This is a genomic window from Pseudomonas carassii, from assembly GCF_036324045.1.
Classification (GTDB): Bacteria; Pseudomonadota; Gammaproteobacteria; order Pseudomonadales; family Pseudomonadaceae; genus Aquipseudomonas; species Aquipseudomonas peradeniyensis.
In genome coordinates, this window is record NZ_JAZDCT010000081.1 from 1 (window position 1) to 1,804 (window position 1,804).

Below are 1,804 nucleotides of genomic sequence, written 5' to 3' on the forward strand. Positions count from 1 at the left end.
CCCAGGTCGGTCGCCACGACAACTTCTTCGAGCTGGGCGGCCACTCGCTGTTGGCCGTGACCCTCACCTCGCGCCTGCGCGAGGCGGGCCTGGAGGCTGACGTGCGCAGCCTGTTCGAACACCCGACGCTGGCAGGCTATGCCGCCATCACAGACAGAATGGAGATCGTCCTGTGAGCATCAACGAACTACTGGCGACCCTGGCCGCCAACAATGTCCAGCTGGCCCTCAAGGATGGCCAACTGGTGGTCCAGGGCAATCGCCAGGCCCTGAGCGACGCCGCGCTGGTGGCCCGACTGCGCGAGCACAAGCCGGCGCTGCTGGGGATGCTCGAACGTGGCGAGTACGTGGCGGTGCGCCACGGCAGCGTCGAGGTGCCGGAAAACCGCATCCCGGCCGACTGCGCGCGGATCACCCCGGCCATGCTCAGCCTGGTCGAGCTCGACCAGGCCAGCATCGATCAGCTGGTTGAGGGCGTGCCCGGCGGCGCGGCCAACGTGCAGGACATCTACCCACTGGCGCCGTTGCAGCAAGGCATGCTGTTCCACCACGCCAGCGCCGGCGACCACGATCCCTACATGATGCAGGCGCGCTTCGTGTTCGCCAGCAGCGCCCGGGTCGAGGCCTTCGCCCAGGCCCTGCAAGGGGTGATCGACCGTCACGACATCCTGCGCACCTCGGTGCACTGGAAGACGCTCGAAACGCCGGTGCAGATGGTCTGGCGCAAGGCCCGGCTGCGGGTCACCCAGCTTGCCGAGGGCCAGTTGCCTGACAGCGGCTTCGACCTGACCCAGGCACCGTTGATACGCCTGCAATGCCAGGTGGCGGAGGCGGACGGGCGGGTCCACGCGACCTTGCAGTTCCACCACGTGGCCATGGACCACAGCGCCCTTGAGGTGGTGCGCCACGAAATGCTCGCCTTCCTGCTCGGCGAAAGCGACCGGCTGGGCCGTCCGGTGCCGTTTCGCAACCACGTGGCCCAGGCCCTGCTGGGCGTCAGCCAGGCCGAGCACGAGGCGTTCTTCCGCGACATGCTCAGCGGCGTGGATGCGCCGACCCTGGCCTATGGCCTGGCCGACGTGCAGGGCGACGGCGCGGCGTTGAGCGAACACGTGCTGGACCTCGACCTGGCGCTGTGCCGCGAACTGCGGGCCCAGGCCCGCAGCCTGGGGGTGAGCGTCGCCAGCCTGTTCCACCTGGCCTGGGCACGGGTGCTGGGTGGCCTGACCGGGCGCGACCAGGTGGTGTTCGGCACCGTGCTGATGGGGCGTCTGCAAGGCGCCGAAGGCACCGACCGGGCGCTGGGCATTTTCATCAATACCTTGCCGCTGCGGGTGGATCTGAATGATGTCAACCTGGCCACCGCGATCAAGGCCACCCACCAGCGGCTGAGCACGCTGATGCGCCACGAGCACGCGCCCCTGGCCCTGGCCCAGCGCTGCAGCGGCGTGGCGGCGCCGACACCGCTGTTCAACACCTTGCTCAACTACCGCCACAGCGCGGTCTCGGGGTCTGAAGCGGTGCTGCGCGCCGGTTGGGCCGGGATCGAGATCGAGCATGCCGGCGAGGCCACCAACTACCCGCTGGTGGTCAGCGTCGATGACCTGGGCAGTGGCTTCTACCTGACCCTGCAGACTGTGGCACCAGTGGACGGGCGTCTGGTCTGCCAGCTGTTCCAGGGTGTCCTGGCAGCGTTGGCCCAGGCGCTTGGGAGCGCTCCGGACACACCGCTACAACAGCTGTTTGCGTTGCCTGCGCAGGAGCACGAGCGCGTGGTGCGCCAGTTCAACGCCACGGCGCGGGAC

General features: G+C 68.7%; 2 protein-coding genes. Both read left to right on the forward strand.

All coding sequences use genetic code 11. From position 1 onward, the window contains the following. Positions 1-176, forward strand: a 176-nt coding sequence (locus tag V0R62_RS26615; protein ID WP_330105822.1) for a phosphopantetheine-binding protein, incomplete at its 5' end; no start/stop codon positions are given. Further along, a partial coding sequence (locus tag V0R62_RS26620) for a condensation domain-containing protein (RefSeq protein ID WP_330105821.1) occupies positions 173-1,804 on the forward strand: 1,632 nt, incomplete at its 3' end. The genes V0R62_RS26615 and V0R62_RS26620, both read left to right, overlap by 4 nt.